The 15,886-nt window shown below is 68.1% G+C and carries 19 protein-coding genes; 5 read left to right on the plus strand and 14 right to left on the minus strand.

Annotated elements, in window-relative coordinates:
* Window positions 1–402: 402 nt before the first annotated feature.
* Entirely contained in the window at window positions 403–900 is a 498-nt protein-coding gene (locus ACIBL3_RS45060) for a MarR family winged helix-turn-helix transcriptional regulator (RefSeq protein WP_396360187.1), read from the minus strand.
* A 96-nt stretch (window positions 901–996) separates the two neighbouring features.
* Between ACIBL3_RS45060 and ACIBL3_RS45065 the strand changes: the two genes are divergently transcribed.
* Both ACIBL3_RS45065 and ACIBL3_RS45070 read left to right on the plus strand, forming a co-directional pair.
* The gene (locus tag ACIBL3_RS45065; RefSeq protein ID WP_396360188.1) at window positions 997–1,785 is read left to right on the plus strand and encodes a methyltransferase domain-containing protein; all 789 of its coding nucleotides are present in this window, start codon (window positions 997–999) and stop codon (window positions 1,783–1,785) included.
* A gap of 3 nt (window positions 1,786–1,788) precedes the next feature.
* Window positions 1,789–2,136: a VOC family protein gene (locus ACIBL3_RS45070; RefSeq protein ID WP_396360189.1), complete on the plus strand. Its 348-nt coding sequence runs from the start codon at window positions 1,789–1,791 to the stop codon at window positions 2,134–2,136.
* 1 nt (window position 2,137) lies between these two features.
* Here the strand turns inward: ACIBL3_RS45070 and ACIBL3_RS45075 are convergent, their stop codons facing one another.
* The 8 genes from ACIBL3_RS45075 to ACIBL3_RS45110 all read right to left on the minus strand — a co-directional run bounded on the left by ACIBL3_RS45075 (window position 2,138) and on the right by ACIBL3_RS45110 (window position 10,834).
* A complete protein-coding gene (locus ACIBL3_RS45075; protein ID WP_396360190.1) occupies window positions 2,138–4,600 on the minus strand; it encodes an ABC transporter permease in 2,463 nt (820 codons plus the stop codon).
* 1 nt (window position 4,601) lies between these two features.
* Window positions 4,602–5,381: an ABC transporter ATP-binding protein gene (locus ACIBL3_RS45080; RefSeq protein WP_396360191.1), complete on the minus strand. Its 780-nt coding sequence runs from the start codon at window positions 5,379–5,381 to the stop codon at window positions 4,602–4,604.
* 98 nt (window positions 5,382–5,479) lie between these two features.
* Window positions 5,480–6,148 (minus strand): response regulator transcription factor, encoded by a 669-nt coding sequence (locus ACIBL3_RS45085; RefSeq protein ID WP_396360192.1) that lies wholly within the window; start codon window positions 6,146–6,148, stop codon window positions 5,480–5,482.
* The gene (locus tag ACIBL3_RS45090) at window positions 6,145–7,329 is read right to left on the minus strand and encodes a sensor histidine kinase (RefSeq protein ID WP_396360193.1); all 1,185 of its coding nucleotides are present in this window, start codon (window positions 7,327–7,329) and stop codon (window positions 6,145–6,147) included. The genes ACIBL3_RS45085 and ACIBL3_RS45090 overlap by 4 nt, the downstream gene beginning before the upstream one ends.
* A gap of 610 nt (window positions 7,330–7,939) precedes the next feature.
* Window positions 7,940–8,581: a TetR/AcrR family transcriptional regulator gene (locus tag ACIBL3_RS45095; RefSeq protein WP_360525273.1), complete on the minus strand. Its 642-nt coding sequence runs from the start codon at window positions 8,579–8,581 to the stop codon at window positions 7,940–7,942.
* Between the two features lie 57 nt (window positions 8,582–8,638).
* Window positions 8,639–9,640, minus strand: a complete 1,002-nt coding sequence (locus tag ACIBL3_RS45100; RefSeq protein ID WP_396360194.1) for an acyl-CoA desaturase — start codon at window positions 9,638–9,640, stop codon at window positions 8,639–8,641.
* 446 nt (window positions 9,641–10,086) lie between these two features.
* A complete protein-coding gene (locus tag ACIBL3_RS45105; protein WP_396360195.1) occupies window positions 10,087–10,410 on the minus strand; it encodes a hypothetical protein in 324 nt (107 codons plus the stop codon).
* Window positions 10,411–10,486: 76 nt separating this feature from the next.
* Window positions 10,487–10,834: a VOC family protein gene (locus tag ACIBL3_RS45110; protein WP_396360196.1), complete on the minus strand. Its 348-nt coding sequence runs from the start codon at window positions 10,832–10,834 to the stop codon at window positions 10,487–10,489.
* A gap of 194 nt (window positions 10,835–11,028) precedes the next feature.
* On the opposite strand from ACIBL3_RS45110, the gene ACIBL3_RS45115 reads away from it, so the two are divergent.
* Window positions 11,029–11,529 (plus strand): GNAT family N-acetyltransferase, encoded by a 501-nt coding sequence (locus ACIBL3_RS45115; RefSeq protein ID WP_396360197.1) that lies wholly within the window; start codon window positions 11,029–11,031, stop codon window positions 11,527–11,529.
* 73 nt (window positions 11,530–11,602) lie between these two features.
* Here the strand turns inward: ACIBL3_RS45115 and ACIBL3_RS45120 are convergent, their stop codons facing one another.
* Window positions 11,603–11,962, minus strand: coding sequence for a YciI family protein (locus ACIBL3_RS45120; protein ID WP_396360198.1), 360 nt, complete (start codon window positions 11,960–11,962; stop codon window positions 11,603–11,605).
* Window positions 11,963–12,101: 139 nt separating this feature from the next.
* On the opposite strand from ACIBL3_RS45120, the gene ACIBL3_RS45125 reads away from it, so the two are divergent.
* On the plus strand, window positions 12,102–12,752 hold the full coding sequence (locus tag ACIBL3_RS45125) for a GNAT family N-acetyltransferase (protein ID WP_396360199.1): 651 nt from the start codon (window positions 12,102–12,104) through the stop codon (window positions 12,750–12,752).
* Window positions 12,753–13,087: 335 nt separating this feature from the next.
* Here ACIBL3_RS45125 and ACIBL3_RS45130 read toward each other — a convergent pair whose 3' ends face one another.
* A complete protein-coding gene (locus ACIBL3_RS45130) occupies window positions 13,088–13,603 on the minus strand; it encodes a hypothetical protein (RefSeq protein WP_396360200.1) in 516 nt (171 codons plus the stop codon).
* Window positions 13,604–13,756: 153 nt separating this feature from the next.
* Between ACIBL3_RS45130 and ACIBL3_RS45135 the strand changes: the two genes are divergently transcribed.
* Window positions 13,757–14,497, plus strand: coding sequence for a DinB family protein (locus tag ACIBL3_RS45135; protein WP_396360201.1), 741 nt, complete (start codon window positions 13,757–13,759; stop codon window positions 14,495–14,497).
* A 72-nt stretch (window positions 14,498–14,569) separates the two neighbouring features.
* Here the strand turns inward: ACIBL3_RS45135 and ACIBL3_RS45140 are convergent, their stop codons facing one another.
* Genes ACIBL3_RS45140 through ACIBL3_RS45150 form a run of 3 tightly spaced genes read right to left on the minus strand, consistent with a single transcriptional unit; the run spans window position 14,570 to window position 15,840 of the window.
* Complete coding sequence (locus ACIBL3_RS45140; RefSeq protein WP_396360202.1) at window positions 14,570–15,223, minus strand: uridine kinase; 654 nt, start codon at window positions 15,221–15,223, stop codon at window positions 14,570–14,572.
* Window positions 15,224–15,254: 31 nt separating this feature from the next.
* Complete coding sequence (locus tag ACIBL3_RS45145) at window positions 15,255–15,503, minus strand: hypothetical protein (RefSeq protein WP_396360203.1); 249 nt, start codon at window positions 15,501–15,503, stop codon at window positions 15,255–15,257.
* Window positions 15,504–15,507: 4 nt separating this feature from the next.
* Window positions 15,508–15,840, minus strand: a complete 333-nt coding sequence (locus ACIBL3_RS45150) for a VOC family protein (RefSeq protein ID WP_396360204.1) — start codon at window positions 15,838–15,840, stop codon at window positions 15,508–15,510.
* Window positions 15,841–15,886: the final 46 nt, after the last annotated feature.

Genomic DNA, 15,886 nt, shown 5'->3' on the forward strand with positions numbered 1-15,886 from the left:
CCCCCCCCCCCCCCCCCCCCCCCCCCCCCCCCCCCCCCCCCCCCCCCCCCCCCCCCCCCCCCCCCCCCCCCCCCCCCCCCCCCCCCCCCCCCCCCACTCCGGGTGAGCGGGCCCCGTGCCGGCCGGCGTTGTTCGGGCCCCGAGCCCCGGACACCGCGCGACCGCTTTCGGCGGACCACCTCTTGCCGCCGAAGCCACCGTAAACTTGTACGTTTCGTGGTCGGTCAACCACCGACAGTGAGGACCCTAGTGTGCTCGCTCACTCAGTGTCGATAGTCGACCGCTACAGCAGTCTCACGATCTCGTTGCAACTAGCAACGATCGAATCGGGGTGAAGTGACGGGTCGTCTTTTCGGATAATTCCGGTCTATTTCCCGGCGGTTTGTCCGGGGTCCGGAGAATTCAGTGTTTTTCCAAGTCGAAGGGCCGGACGAGTTCGCGCAGCACCCGCGCGATCTTCGCCTGGTCCCGGTCGCTGATCGACCCCAGCAGTTGCCGCTCGTGAGCCAGCAGATCGGCCATCGCGGCGTCGACCGCGTCCCGCCCGGCGTCGGTCAACTGCACCAGCACCCCGCGCCGATCGGCCGGATCGGGAAGTCGCTCGACCAGCCCGCGAGCGGTCAGCCGGTCGACCCGGTTCGTCATCGTGCCCGAGGTGACCAGGGTTTCCTTCAGCAGCTTGCCGGGGGACAGTTGGTACGGCGCTCCCGCCCGCCGAAGCGCCGCGAGCACGTCGAACTCCCAGGACTCCAGGCCGTGCGCCGAGAACGCCTGGCTGCGCGCGCGGTCCAGGTGCCGCGCCAGCCGGCTGACCCGGGACAGCACCTCCATCGGCGCCACGTCGAGGTCGGGGCGCTCCCGGCGCCAGGCCTCGAGCAGCCGATCGACCTCGTCTTCCATACCGTCGAGATTACGCCATCAAGACTCTTGACATCAAGACAAGTGACAGGTCTAGAGTATCTCGACATCAAGATAAATCCTGGGAGAGGCAGCAGCATGCGAACGTCACCGGTCTGGAGCCCGCGGCAGTACGGCACCTACGCGGAGGAGCGCGGCCGCCCGTTCGCCGACCTGGTCGGCCGGGTGTACGCCGACAACGTCCACACGGTCGTCGACCTCGGCTGCGGTCCGGGCAGCCTGACCGCCACGCTGCGTGAGCGGTGGCCGGAGGCCACGATCCGCGGCATCGACAGCTCACCCGAGATGATCGAGGCGGCCCAGAAGTACGCCGACGACAAGCTCACGTTCGAGATCGGCGACCTGCTCGAGTGGACCGCCGAGCCTGGCTCGCTCGACGTGATCGTCACCAACGCGGTCCTGCAATGGATCCCGGAGCAGCTCGACCTGCTGCCTGGCTTCGTCAAGGCGCTGCGACCGGGCGGCTGGCTGGCGATTCAGATCCCCGGTAACGGCAACGCCCCGTCGCACTCGATCCTGCGTGACCTGGCCGGGTCCGAGCCGTACGCGCAGTACGCGAAGAACGCCTCGCTGCGGGCGGAGGTCCCCGGCCCGGATACGTACGTCGATGCGCTCACGGCCGAGGGATGTGTCGTCGACGCGTGGGAGACGACGTACTACCACCTGCTGCAGGGCGACAACGCCGTACTGGAGTGGGTGAAGGGGACGGGCGCGCGGCCGGTGCTGCAGTCGTTGCCGGATGACATGCGGAAGCGGTTCGAGGACGAGTACGGCGCCCGGCTGGCGGATGTTTACGAGCAGAAGGACTACGGGACGCTGCTGCCGTTCCGGCGGATCTTCGCGGTGGCCCAGAAGCGGGAGGCCTGAGCGATGCGACTGGACCATGTGCAGGTGTCGTGTCCGCCCGGTGGGGAGGATGTTGCGCGCGCGTTCTACCGGGACGCGCTCGGGATGACCGAGGTGGAGAAGCCGCCGTTGCTGCAGGCGCGCGGCGGTTGCTGGTTCCGTGAGGGTGCGGCGGAGGTGCACATCGGAGTCGAGCAGGACTTCCAGCCGGCGAAGAAGGCGCATCCCGCGCTGGCCGTCGACGACCTGGACGCCCTGGCCGAGAAGCTCGAGAAGCTGGGCTATCCGGTGACCTGGGACAACGAGACGATCCCGGGCCGCCGGCGGTTCCACACCGCCGACGGCCACGGGAACAGGGTGGAGATCGTCTGAGCTACTCGGTGGCCAAGGCTCCGGCCGGTGCCACCTTGGCGGCCCGGCGAGCCGGGAGGACCGAGGCCAGCAGGCCGGCCACGGCGGCGACTGCTGCGATCGCCACGAGCAGACTCACGGGTACGGCGTACTCCACGCCGCCGTCGACCGTCTGGCCGCCCATCAACGCGCTGGTGCCGGTCCAGCCGTAGATCAGGCCGAGCGCGATCCCCAGGCCGGCGGCGACGAGTGCCATCAGCAACGACTCGACCGCGAGCATGCCGCGCAACTGGCGGCGGGTCAGGCCCATGGCCCGCAGCAGCGCGTTCTCGCGGGTCCGTTCGAGCACCGACAGGCTGAGCGTGTTGCCGACCCCGACCAGGGCGATCAGGACAGACACACCGAGCAGACCTACACCGACGAGCAGCAGGACGTCGAAGACCTGGGTGTAGCTGTTCCGCTCGGCCAGACCGCCCTCGACCCCGAGCTCCTTGACGGTCGGGATGGATTGCTCCACCGAGTCGATGACCGCCGACCCGTCCGCCTTCGGGTCGGACGCCAGCCAGAAGCCGGTGACCGGCGCCGCGGGCGCCAACTTGCGGAGGTCCGTCGAGGCGATGGTGATCGGGTCCAGCCCGGTCGCCCGGTGGGCGGTCAGCGTGAGCTTCTGCCCGGCGGCCACGACGGTCAGCGGCGCGCCGTCCTTCAGGTCGAGCATGTTCATCGTCGGCGAGTCGAGCAACGCCGTGCCCGGCTTGAGTTGGGCGGCCAGCGAGGGGTTCTGGATGACGGATCCGGCCGCAGCTTGGTCGATCCCGGTCACCGGCAGCTCCTGGCCGCCCGTCCGCACCGTCACCTTGCTGACCGGGACGACCTGGGTGATCCCCTTGATGTCGCGCAGTTGCTGCTCGGCGCCGGCCGGCATCTTCTCGTTGTACGCGGTCACGATGATGTCGACCGGGTACTGCCCGTCCATCGACACGTCGAACGTCTTCCGCACAGACGCGATCCCGACACAGGTGAGGCTGATCAGCGTGACCCCGATCAGCAGCGCTGACGTGGTGGCCGCCGTACGCTTCGGATTTCGAACCGCGTTCGCGACGGCGATCCGGGACGGGACACCGCCGCCCCGGGCGGGCAGTGTGCCGATCAGCCGGATCAACGCCGGCACCAGCAGCGAACCGATGGCCAGTACGCCGAGGAACGAGAGCACACCGCCCGCCACACCGACGATCACCTGGTGACCCGATGCACCAGCCGCCAGCAGCAGCCCGCCACCGGCCAGCAGGACGAAGCCAAGGATCAGCCGCACGGCACCGGCCCTCGAAGCGGCGGCGGGGGCGACCTCGGGCCGAAGCGCGGCCAGCGGAGCCACCTTGGTCGCCCGTCGCGCCGGTACGACGGCCGCGACGACGGTGGCCACGGTGCCGAGAGCAAGCGGTACGAACACCGACCACAGGTCAAGATGGAGCGCGATCGGCGGGAGACCCCAGTCGAACTCCCGGGCCAGCGTCAGGGCGAGCGCGGATAGCGCGACACCGAAGACGACACCGATCGCGGACGCGATCACCCCGACCACGGACGAGTCGGCGAGGACGGACGAGAACACCTGCTTGCGGGACGCGCCGACGCAGCGCAGCAACGCCATCTCCCGCGTGCGCTGAGCGATCACGATGGTGAAGGTGTTGCTGATCACCAGGCACGCGACGAACAGTGCGATCACGGCGAACATGCCGAACACCCCGCCGAGTACGTCGATGCCGTTCGTGAAGCCCTTCACCTCGTGGTCGATCCAGCCCTCGCCGGTGAAGACCTTCAGGTCCCCGGAGACGACGCCCTGGGCCGCCGACGCGAGCGCCTGCTGGTCGACGCCGGGCTTGGCGGCGAGATCGACCGACTGGACGAAGGCGTCGGGTTCGAAGATCTTCACCGCGGCCGGGGTCGCCACAGCAGCCGCCCTCCCGATCGCCTTCGAGTCGTCGAGCAGGCCGACCACGGTGACGTTCCACGACTTGCCGGTGTAGGCGTTCAGCCGCAGTGATTGACCGATCGCGACGTGATGCTTGGCGGCCTCCTTGGCCGGCAGGGCGATCTCGTTCGTCGCGGTCGGCAGGCGGCCGGACGACGTACCCGGACCGGCGATGCGGGCGGTGTCGTACAGCGCGTCGACGGCAAGGCCGTCGGGCCGGACCAGGTCGGGGAAGGCGGCGGTCAGGTACGCCGTGGTTCGCACCACGACCGAGTCGGCCTGCGGGAGATTCTGGAGCTTGGCCACGTCGGCCGGGGTGATCTGGGCGTTCTCCGGGTAGACGACCGCGTCGACACCGCGGTACTGCGCGCCGATCGACTCGTCGATGCCGTTCGACGCGGAGGCGTGCGCGGTCAGCGCCAGGGTGCCGAAACCGACCCCGAGCACGATCGCCAGGCAGGCGGCGACCAGGCGGCCCAGGTGGGCGCGCAGTGAGGAGAGGATGGAGCGTCGCACTTCAGGCCCCCAGCTGCCGCAGCGCGTCGAGGACGGTCTCCGGAGTGGGCTCGTGCAGCTCGCCGGCAAGCTTGCCGTCAGCAAGCATCACGACGCGGTCGGCGTACGACGCGGCCAGTGGGTCATGCGTCACCATGACGACTGTCTGGCCGAACTCGCGGACCGAACGGCGCAGGAAGCCGAGCACCTCGGCGCCGGACCGGGAGTCCAGGTTGCCGGTCGGCTCGTCCGCGAACACGACCTCAGGCCGGCCGACCAGCGCGCGGGCCACCGCGACCCGCTGCTGCTGACCGCCGGACAGTTCCGACGGCCGGTGCGTGAGCCGGTCCTGCAGCCCGAGTACGTCGACCAGCGTCGACAGCCACTGCTGGTCGGGCTTGCGGTTGCCGAGCTCGAGCGGGAGCAGGATGTTGTCTTTCGCGGACAGCATCGGCAACAGGTTGAAGGACTGGAACACGAACCCGACCCGGTCCCGGCGGATCCGGGTCAGCTCGGCGTCCGGGAGCCGGGTGAGCTCGGTCTCGCCGAGCAGCACCTGGCCGCTGGTCGGGGTGTCCAGGCCGGCGAGGCAGTGCATCAGCGTCGACTTGCCCGAACCCGACGGGCCCATGATCGCGGTGAACCGGCCGACGCCGAAGTCGACCGAGACGCCGTCGAGCGCAGCCACCGCGGTGTCGCCGTGCCCGTACACCTTGCGCAGCTCGTGCGCCCGGATCGCGGTCTGCGGCACGCCGTCCTGCGGCAGCCGCCCCACCGGTAGCTGACCGGTCTGCAAACTCATGTCACTCCTCAGCTCAAACTGTCGTTGGCCAAGAAGTTAGTGATTCCGCCCGCCGATCTCGTCGGACCGCAGACTGCAGTTCGCGTAGTCCCTGGGTATTACTTGTTCGGTTTCACCAGGCCGGTCTCGTACCCGAGCACGACCAGCGCGACCCGGTCGCGCAGCCCGGTCTTGGCCAGGATCCGGCCGATGTGCGTCTTGACCGTTGCCTCGGACAACGTGAAGAGCTTGGCGATCTCGGTGTTCGACAGGCCGCGGGCCACCTCGACCAGGACCTCGCGTTCCCGGGCGGTCAGCTCGGCCAGGTCCGGGCGCTCCACCTCGCCGTCCGGGAGCGATCCGGCGAAGTGCTCCAGCAGGCGTTTCGTCGTACTGGGGGAGACCACCGCGTCACCGGAGTACACCTGCCGGATCGCCGACAGCAGGTCGGCCGGCGGGGTGTTCTTGAGCAGGAAGCCGGCCGCGCCGGCCTTGATCGCGGCGAACGCGTACTCGTCCAGGTCGAACGTGGTCAGCACGATCACCTTCGGTGCCTCCGGCAACGACTGGAGCAGCCGGGTGGCCTCCACGCCGTCCAGCCGCGGCATCCGGACGTCCATCAGCACGACGTCGCAGGCGGTCACCTGGATCTTCTCGATCGCCTCGCCGCCGTCGCCGGCCTGGCCGACCACCCGCATGTCCGCCTGGGAGTCCACCAGCATCGTGAATCCGGCCCTGACCAGCTCCTGATCATCCACCAGGAAGACCCTGATCACGTCGTCGCTCACTGCTCGCCTCCGTTGGGCAGGTGGTACGGGAGCTTGGCGATCACCTCGTAACCGCCGCCCGCCTTCGGTCCGGCGCTCACCGTACCGCCGGAGATCGAGGCCCGCTGCCGCATCCCCACCAGGCCGTGACCCGGGTCGGAGCTCGGCGCGACCCCGGCGCCCCGGCCGTCGTCGGTGACCACCACGGTCAGCATCTCGCGGCCGAAGTCCAGCGTGACGGAGGTCCGGGCTCCCGGCCCGGCGTGTTTCAGCGTGTTGGTCAGGCCCTCCTGCACGATCCGGTACGCCGTCAGGCCGAGCACCGAGGGCAGATCCCGCGGCTCGCCGGTCACCTGGTAGTCCACGGTGAGGCCGGCTTCGCGGACGTTGTCGACCAGCTCGGGCAGACTGGAGACACCCGGTTGCGGGCGGGGCTGGTTCGGGTCGAGCTCGAGTTGCTCCTCCTGCTTGAGCAGACCGAGCATCTTGCGCATCTCGGTCAGCGACGCGCGACCGGTGTCGCCGATCGTGGCGAGCGCCTTCTTCGCCGCCTCCGGCGACTGGTCCGCGGCGTACAGGCCGCCGTCCGCCTGGACGATCATGATCGACAGGCCGTGCGCGACCACGTCGTGGATCTCCCGCGCGATCCGGGTGCGCTCGTTGGACACGGCCAGCTTGGCCTCGCGGTCGCGGTCGCGTTCGAGTTGGGCGGCCCGCTCTTCCAGTTGAGCGACGTACAGACCTCTCGTACGGCGGCGCTCGCCGAAGGCCCACACGCCGAAGACCAGGGCGCCGAGGGCGACCATCATCGTGACCTGCTGGCGCCAGTCGGAGTTCGACCAGTAGCGCGAGACCGCCATCAGGACGCCGAGGCCGCCGACGCCGAGAGCGATCCGGCTGAACGGCACAGCGCCGTACACGGAGATCGTGTAGAGGGCGACCAGCAGGCCGGCGTTGCCGGGCATCAGGTCGACGCCGGCCAGCCACTGCAGGACCGCCACCGACGCGACGGCGAAGAAGACCAGTTCAGGGTGTGTGCGGCGCCAGATCAGGGGGACCAGCATGCCGAAGGCGAGGATGCCGCCGTACCCAGCCTGTGCGAGGGACAGGAAGCCGCAGAACATGCACAGGCCGCCGGCGAGCAGCAGGTCGAACGCCTTGCTGCGGGCAGGCACGGGCCGCGCGGTCAGGATCCCCGTCATGCGGGCCAGGGTACGGCGAACGGCCGCCCCGCAGGTCATGCCACGGTCGGATGTCGTCCTACGACCCCGGTCGCCCCACCCCTACCCGCGGTCGCCCCACGACCCCCTCGCCCCGCATTCGAGGGGATGTCCGGCTCTTGTGTTGGATGTGTGGGTGCTGCGGGCACGTCGGGTTCAGCGTGCAGCTCGACAGGTAGTGCACCGCGTCACGCCGTACACCCCGCAGACGCCCACGCTCAGGTGCACTACCCAGCCCCGGACACTACCTGTCGATCCCGCCGCCGATCCGATCCACGCGAGCGCCGCGACAGCCACCGGGGGCTCGGACAGGAAGCCGTGGGCGGGGACCCTGCTATTTCCTGCCCCCACCCACCAGACGGTGTTCAAGCCCCGCCTCCCCCTTCACCCCCGCACCGGCCGGCATCCGGGGACAGGCAGGACTGCTGCGGCGAGCGCACCAACCTGCACGGGGACAGCAGGACTTCTGCGACCAACACATCCAACACAAGAGCCGGATATCCCCTCGAGTTGTGCCTTCTCCCCTCTCCCACCAGGGGAGAACCCGAAGTTCGAGGGGACATCCCCTCGAACTTCGGTACGGCGGGAGGGGCTACTTGTGGGGGCGTGTGGAGAGGGTCGGCTTGGCTTCCAGGCCGGAGAGGCCGTTCCAGGCGAGGTTGACCAGGTGGGCGGCGACGTCCGGCTTCTTCGGCTTGCGGGCGTCCAGCCACCACTGACCGGTCAGCGCGACCATGCCGACCAGCATCTGCGCGTACATCGGCGCGTTCTTCGGGTCCAGGCCGCGGCGCTTGAACTCCTCGGCCAGGATGTGCTCGACCCGGGTCCCGACATCGCTCAGGATCGAGATGAACGAGCCGCTCGACGACCCGACCGGCGAGTCCCGGACCAGGATCCGGAAGCCGTCGGAGTTGTTCTCGATGTAGTCCAGCAGCGCGAGCGCCGCCTGCTCGACCAGCTCGTGCGCGCGCCCGGCGGTCAGCGACTGGGTGACACCGTCGAGCAGTGCGCGGACCTCGCGGTCCACGACGACGGCGTACAGGCCCTCCTTGCCACCGAAGTGCTCGTACACGACCGGCTTGGAGACCTCGGCGCGCGCCGCGATCTCCTCCACCGACGTGGCCTCGTACCCCCGCTGGGCGAACAGGCCGCGGGCGATGGTGATGAGTTGTTCGCGACGTTCGGCACTCGTCATCCGGATCCGGCCGGACCGCCGCGGTTTGGGTTCCGTCACGTCGAGATCACGTCAGCATCATGCCGTACTTCGGTGTTGCAAGTGGCAGGTTTACGGTCAGGCCGCTTTCAGAGTACGAGTTGCGGCATCGGTGCGGCGAGCTTCCAGGCGCTCCTTGACCGGCCAGCGGACGTCGCTCACCCAGCCCATCTTCTCGAAGAACCAGATGCACCGGGCGGACGTGTCGAGCTGTCCGCGGAGTACGCCGTGCCGCGCGCAGGTCGGGTCGGAGTGGTGCAGGTTGTGCCACGACTCGCCCTGGCTCAGGATCGCCAGCCACCACACGTTGCCGGACTTGTCCCGGCTCTTGAACGGCCGGTCGCCGATCGTGTGGCAGATCGAGTTGATCGACCAGGTCACGTGGTGCAGCAGCGCGATCCGGACCAGGCTGGCCCAGAAGAACGCGGTCAGCGCGCCCTCGATCGACCACGACCACAGCCCGCCGATGACGGCCGGCAGCAGCACCGAGATCGTCACCAGCAGCGGGAACAGCCGCGACACCTTCACGATGTCCTTGTCCCGCAGCAGGTCCGGCGCGTACTGCCGCTGCGGCGTCTGCTCGGTGTCGAACAGCCAGCCGACATGCGCGTAGATGAAGCCCTTGGTGAGTGCTCCGAGGGTGTCGCCGTACCGCCACGGGCTGTGCGGGTCGCCGTCACGGTCGGAGAACTTGTGGTGCTTGCGGTGGTCCGCCACCCAGCGGATCACCGGTCCCTCGATCGCCAGCGAGCCGGCGATGGCCAGCGCGTACTTCATCGGCCGGTTCGGCTTGAACGACTTGTGCGTGAACAGCCGGTGGAAACCGATCGAGATGCCGTGCCCGGCGATCGTGTAGAACACCACGGCCAAGATCACGTCCCGCCAGCCCAGGAACCCGCCCCAGGCGATCGGTACGGCGGCCAGCACGGCGAGGAACGGGATCCCGATGAACAACGCCAGCGCCACCTGCTCCCAGGGGCGCTTCTGTTCGCCTCCGAGCGTCCCGGTGTGCACGTCGAGCTCGTCGGCCTGCGCGGCGCGGGCGGGCGCCTCCGGTGCGGCTACGGCGGGTGGAGTCATGGCGTAATTCCCTCAGCTGGAGGACTGCTTACCTACGCCACCGTAACCTACGGAGGCGTAGGTAAGGAACCCCACAGCGTGTCGCTCACACCACTCCATGGCAGACTGTCCCGGCGACCACGATCCCCCGTGGGGTACTCGGCAGCCCGCGAGACTTTGAATCTCGAAGACCTGGATCGAAACCAGGCGGGGGAGCTCTTTCCTGGTGGACCCGCTCGCGCGGGTCCTACCTCACGCACGTCCTACCCACGCGCCACCACGCGCGGCTCCTCCGTCGCCGTGCTCGCCACCGCTCCCACCCACCGCGGGCGGTGCGTGCTCCCGCGCGCTCCTTGGCGCTTTTCGCGCGAGATGTCGCGGGGCTCATCCCCCGCACCTGCGCGCTGCCGCGCGCCGTCACCGCCGCGTGGTGCCGCCGACTCGTGATGTGTGGTCGGGTGGCGTTCTCAGGGGACGTTCCAAGAGACGACCACAAGGGCGCCGAGTACCAGGCCTAGGTACCAACCGGCTGTTACGCCGACCACGAAGCTTGCAGCCCACAGCCGGACGTGTCGTATTGCACAAAGACCTGTCCCGATGACGGCGGGTGTGACGAGCGGCAGGTAGATCCCCACCACGGCATCCAGCGTGCCGGCGTCGGCAGGCATGCCGATTGCGTTCACGAGCAGGCCAATACCCGTCAACCAGCAGGCAGTAACCCCGATAACCATGCCCGCCGCAATGAACCCAGGTTCTCTCAACCACCTGGGGTCCGCCGACGGTTCCTGCACGCAGCACACCGTCTCACATCGACCCCGGTCCGCTGCCTCATCCGTCGAGTCGGAGGCCAGGGAGCCGTCGATCAGCTCATTCGTTGCGCACGAACCCGAGCTCGTTGCCGTCCGGATCAGCAATCGTGAACTTCCGCGTTCCGTAGGGCGTGTCGAACAGCGGCTCGACCACCACGACCAGGTCCTTGACGTCGTCCCACAGGGCGTCCGGGTCGTCAACGGTGAAATTGAACCGCCCGCCTCGCCCCTCGGCCTCCATCACTGCGAACGTCGCACCAGAACCCGTCACGAAGTGCGCGTAGTTCGGCACGTCAGGTGGCCAGTACGCCTCGACCTCGAAGCCGAGAACCGTCGTGTACCACTCGACCGCAGCGTTCAGGTCAGCCACATTCGCCCGGACATGCTCGAGTCTCGTCCCACCCATCCCCGCAGCCTGCCACAGAACTCGCGCGCGATGGCTAACCGATTGCCAATGAACGCCATGGACAAGCATGGAGTGTGATCCGCGTCGGTTTGTGTGGTCGGGAGGTGTTTGCGCCCAAAGGCTGAGCCGTGGTGGGTAGAAACCTGTTGTCCCGTCGGCGTCACCACACCAGGCTGCACGAGGAGGTGGTGAGGATGACCGCAGTCGTACTCGACCTGACAGTGAGAGATCTGGCTGACACCGACCTGGCCGCGTGCGGCTTTGCCGGCAGCGAACTGCACCTGACGCAGGTTGCCAAGCAACTCGACCGAGCACGTGACGGGGAGGTCGACTACCTTGCCGTCTGCACGAAGACCGACGTACCCGTAGCTATCGGCGGGGTCGGCTATCTGCCGCATCCCGGTGCAGGTTCGCTGTGGCAGTTGTCCGTGCATCCAGCGTTGCAGTCCTGCGGGATCGGGACGGTGCTCATTGGAGCTGCTGAGGCGCGGATTGTGGCGCGAGGTCTTGATCGGGCCGAGATCAGTGTCGAGCTGAGAAACCCCCGTGCACGAAACCTGTACGAGCGGCTGGGTTATGTCGCATACGACGAGAGACTCGAAGCTTGGGACCAGCAATACCCTGACGGCTCCATCACGCGGTACGAGACGACCTGCGTTCAGATGCGCAAGGAGCTGACGGAGCGCATTACGTAGGACCCGTCGATCCAACGGGTCCTACTCAGTCCTCGGTAACGCTCTCTCGGAGCGAACCAGCGCGGTGATGGATCTATTTGGCTTGGGGTTGGGGTTTGAAGCGGCGGACTTCGTGGGGCCAGCCGCAGGCTTCGGCGACTTTGCCTGCCCATTGCTTGGCGGTCTCGTCGTCGGGTACGTCGACCAGGGCGAAGCCGCCCAGGTACTCCTTGGTCTCGACGTACGGTCCGTCGGTGATCAGTACGTCGCCACTCGTGGGGTCGGCGTGGTAGATCGGGCCGTCCTCCTCCTCGAGTCCCCCCGCGAAGACGTAGACGCCGGCAGCCTTCATTTCGTCCACGACCGCCCGGGCGAGTGGTCCGCGCCCGCCGAACCACTCCTCGGTGTGGTCACCCACCCACTGCTGATTGAAGTAGATGAGGTACTCGGGCATGTCTGCTCCTTCGGCTCGAGCGGACCCGCTGTCCGCCTCCACCCACGCTACGAACGGCGTCCGGTGGATCCGACAACCGCGGCAAGAGTTTTCCAAATTGAGTGTGTCTGCGCCGCGGATGGCTGGTAGACCTCTGAGGGTGTCCCTACCTGCCCCCACACTGCCTACCGCTCGGCTGCGACTGCGTCCGTTCGACGACGCGGACGCGGACGCTCTCTTCGCGCTGCACAGCAGCGCTCACGTGTTGCGCTATTGGGACTCGCCGCCCTGGAGCGAGCGTGGGCGCGCCGAGCGGTTCATAGCGGCTTGCCGGCAGATGGCTGACGAAGGTACCGGGGCGCGGCTGGCCGTGGACCGTACTTCCGACGGGGCGTTCATCGGCTGGTGCAGCCTGAACCAGTGGAACCCGGAGTACCGCAGCGCGTCGATGGGTTACTGCTACAACGAGGCGGCCTGGGGCCACGGCTACGGCACGGAGGCCGCGCGCGCCTTGCTGCAGTGGGCGTTCGACACGTTGGACCTGAATCGAGTGCAGGCCGAGGCCGACACGCGCAACGTGGCATCCGCCCGCGTCCTGGAGAAGCTCGGATTCGTGCGTGAGGGGACTTTGCGGGAGGACTGCATCGTGAACGGCGAGGTCTCGGACTCATGGGTGTACGGCCTGCTCAGACGGGACTGGCGGCCATCGCCCGACCCAGTTCGGTCCTGGTACGGCGGAGCGCAAGGAGATGACGCGGGTGTTCGAGACTCCGCAGCCGTTCGCGAGGGAGATCACCCAGCGGGAGGCTGAGCCGGGTAGGGCGTGGCTGGATGCATTGCCGGGCCTGATCGACCACGCGCTGGACACCTGGGCCCTGACGCCGTCGGGTCCGACGATGCACGGTGCGGTCGGCGTCGTCGTACCAGTGCATCGGGCCGATGAGACCGCTGCTGTCCTGAAGATCTCCTTTCCCCATCCTGGCAATGCCGCCGAACCGACCGCTGGGTGCAGGCGTGCGCGGTCAAAGACGCGCTCTGGAGTGTGGAGTTCGGTGAGCCGCCTGAACGGGCCGCAGTGAACGAAGCCGTTGCCGGCATCGCTTGCTGACGGGGTTGCCATAAGAACGGCGTGCGGCCCTGGTGTGGTCAGGAGCAGGGGACCGTTTGGAAGGTGGTCAGTGGCGTGGTCATGACGCTTGTGTCCGGATCTGCGAAGGCGCCGCCTAGGCGGACTTCGCCGTACCTCAGCTTCATCAGACCGGCCAGTGAGAACCTTGTGTGGCCCGTTCGCGGGGAGCCCTCGTTGCTCCAGGCATGCAGGGAGTACTCGGTGCCGGGGCGCAGCTTCTTCCGGGTGCCCTGGAGTTTCCATTCGCCACCGCCGGACAGCGGGAACTGCACGTATCCGGAAGCCGCCGGCGTGCGTACCCATGTCGCCACTGGGATCCGGTTCGGCGACTGGGACGGACTCGCCAGCGGGTTCTCGGCGTAGATCGTCACACCGTCGACGTGCTCGCAGGTCTGCATCACCGCGACGGGTTGCCCGGCCTCGTCGACAGTCAATCCCATCAACCCGTCGATGGGCGGACCGCAGCCGACCTGGAACCCACTAGCGCAAACGACCACGGCAGCCACCAACGCGCGCCCACCCCTGGATGCCATGCGCGCACGCTAATCGACGACACCGGCAATCCGAACCAGTCGTGAACCCCTTGGAGCCCGACCGTTATCCACCCGCCATCAAGTAGTCGGTCTGCGGGAGTTGTCGGAGGGGCGTGGAACGATGGCGTGGCCGGTGATCGAAGGGAGAGGTTTATGGCGCGCTTTGGTGCGGCGGATGAGTTGCGTGGGGCCGAGTTCGTGGGGGTGAACCTGCGCGGGGCTCGGTTTGTCGAGTCTGATTTGTCCGGGGTGGTGATGCGGGGCGTCGAGGTGCGGGACGTGGATGTCGACGCGCCGTGGTTGGCCGAGGGGGACGCGTTCTTCCGGGTGAATGGGGTCGATGTGACGCCGTTCGTCGAGGCTGAGCTCGATCGCCGGTTTCCGGGGCGGAGCGAGCGGCGGGCGCAGGATCCGGACGGGCTGCGGGCGGCGTGGGCTGCGAGCGAGAGAGCCTGGGCAGCGGTGCTCGAGCGGGTCGCTGCGATGCCGGACGGCGTCGTTGACGTGTCAGTGCATGGTGAGTGGTCGTTTGCGCTGACGCTGCGGCATTTGGTTCATGCCACGGACATTTGGCTGGGCAAGGCGGTTCTGGAGCTCGAGCAGCCGTTCCACCCCATTGGTCAGAAGTACACCGATCCCGAGGACGAGCCGGTCGTCACGACGGTCAAACCGTCGTACGGCGAGGTGCTCGAGGTCCGCGCGGGTCGGGTGGCGATGGTGCGCGACTTCCTGGCCAAGGTCACACCGGAGGCGCTGGACGAGCCGCGCAGGAATCCGCACAACCCCGCCCATCCGGAGACCGTCCGCTCCTGCCTGCACGTGATCCTCAAGGAGGAATGGGAGCACCAGCGCTTCGCCCTCCGCGACCTCGACACAATCGAAGCCCGCGGCTGAGGCCGGGAGGGCGGAAGCTCTTGGCGAAGGGCTTTCCGTTGCCGTCGGCTCCTGGTCTCGTGCGAGTAGGTGCTAGGGGCGGACGAGGTGTGGTGCTTCGGGGATGGTGTTGTCTATGACCACGGTGGCGCGGGATCGGGGGGTGCAGGTCTTGGAGTACCGGTGTTGGGCGGTGATGTAGCGCTGGATGGTGGGGTGGTTGGGGTCTGGGTTGGTGCCGTCTCGGGCGGCCATTCGTTGGGTGGTCACGTCGAACGGGACTGACAGGAGGATCGAGAAATCCCAGCAGGCGGCGAGTTCGTCGCGGTGGAGGAAGAGGCCGTCGGTGATGAGGACAGCGTTGGGCGGAGCGGTTTCGTACGGCGGGTTGAGGACGCGGTCCGTGGTCAGTTCATGGGCGGCTCGGCGGTACTGGCGGGAGCCGGCTGGGCCGAGTGGGTCGAGGACATCGGCGCGTAGACGGTCGTAGTTGAAGGCGTCCAGCCAGAAGCCTTCAGGTGAGAGGCGGCCGCGGCGGTACCTGATCTCGCGGACGTTGTGAAAGTCGTCCACTGATACGCGGATGACGTGTCGCCCCAGAGACCGCAGTACGTCGGCCAGCTCGTCAGCGAAGGTGGTCTTGCCGGAGGCATCGGGACCGTCGACGCCAACCCGTACACAGTCCTGACCGACCGCGCCCGGCACTAGGTCAGCCACCTGCCGGAGCAGGTCCGTTCGGGACGTCATGGCTCACAGCCGTCTCGGCTTTGTTGAGGGGTCATTCGGCTGAGTCTGTGTAGCCGTAGGTGTGGAGGATCGTGATGAGTTCCTGCTGCCAGGCTGGCTCGTCGGGGTCGTGCCAGTCGTGGTGATTGCGGCAGGAGCGGTTTGGTGGATCGTCCGGGACCAGGCAGCCGGCGAGGATGATGCGGTTGTCGTGGCCGGCACTCACCGCCTCGGGGACGGGGAGGCCGAAGAGGACTGGCCGGCCGGGCTCGCCGCACTGCGGGCATCGTCGGGCGTCCAAGGGGTCAGCCGATGATGCAGAAGGTGGTGCCGTCGGGCGCTTGCATGACTATGAAGTCGGCGTCGGGTGGGTAGGTCCAGCCTTCGACTCCATGGGCGCCTAGGGCGGTCAGGCGCTCGACTTCGGCGTCGGGGGTGGAGATGGTCTTGTCGACCCAGAGGTCGAGGTGGGTGCGGTCGGTTTCGTCGAGGTGGATGCGGGAGCCGTGTCCGTTGCGGGGGCCGAGGAAGTCGGGGTTGCCCGGGTCGGGGTCGTACGCGAGGGCCTGGCTCCAGAAGGCGGCCGAGCGCACCCGGTCCGGGACATTCAGAACGATTGCTCCTAGCGACAAACTCATGAAAGCTCCTTCGTCCGATCGCTGACTCACCCAGGATGGCAGCCGG

The organism is Kribbella sp. NPDC050124 (assembly GCF_044460355.1).
Taxonomy (GTDB): Bacteria; Actinomycetota; Actinomycetes; order Propionibacteriales; family Kribbellaceae; genus Kribbella.